Consider the following 536-nt stretch of genomic DNA (forward strand, 5'->3'; position numbering starts at 1 on the left):
GTTCGCGAATCCAACGATCGATCAGGAGCAATGAATCATGGCTGAGATCCTGGTTCTCGTGGACCACGCCGACGGCGTGGTCCGCAAGCCGGCCCTGGAGCTGCTGACCCTGGCCCGCCGTATCGGCGAGCCGTCGGCGGTCGTCCTCGGCGCCGGTGACAAGGCGGCCGAGCTGGCCGCCAAGGCCGCCGAGTACGGCGCCGCCAAGGTGTACGTCGCCGACGGCGCCGAGTTCGCCGACCAGCTGGTCGTCCCGAAGGTGGACGCGCTGGCCCAGATCGCCAAGGCCGCCGACGCGGCCGCGGTGCTGGTCACCTCCTCCGGCGAGGGCAAGGAGGTCGCCGCCCGCGTCGCGCTTCGGATCGGCTCCGGCCTCATCACCGACGCCGTCGACCTGCGCGCCGGTGACAGCGGCCCGGTCGCCACCCAGTCCGTCTTCGCGGCCTCGTACACCGTCGACTCCCGCGTCAGCAACGGCGTGCCGGTCATCGCGGTGAAGCCGAACGCCGTCGCCCCGGAGGCCGCCCCGGCCGCGG

1 pseudogene is annotated in these 536 nt (G+C 72.9%); it reads left to right on the top strand.

Going from position 1 to position 536, the window contains the following annotated elements:
• Positions 1–37 precede the first annotated feature (37 nt).
• Positions 38–536 (top strand): annotated as a pseudogene (locus tag VR45_RS25650) (electron transfer flavoprotein subunit alpha/FixB family protein); the annotation flags it as partial.

The sequence above is a fragment of the Streptomyces sp. NRRL S-495 genome, from assembly GCF_000966955.1.
Taxonomy (GTDB): domain Bacteria; phylum Actinomycetota; class Actinomycetes; order Streptomycetales; family Streptomycetaceae; genus Kitasatospora; species Kitasatospora purpeofusca.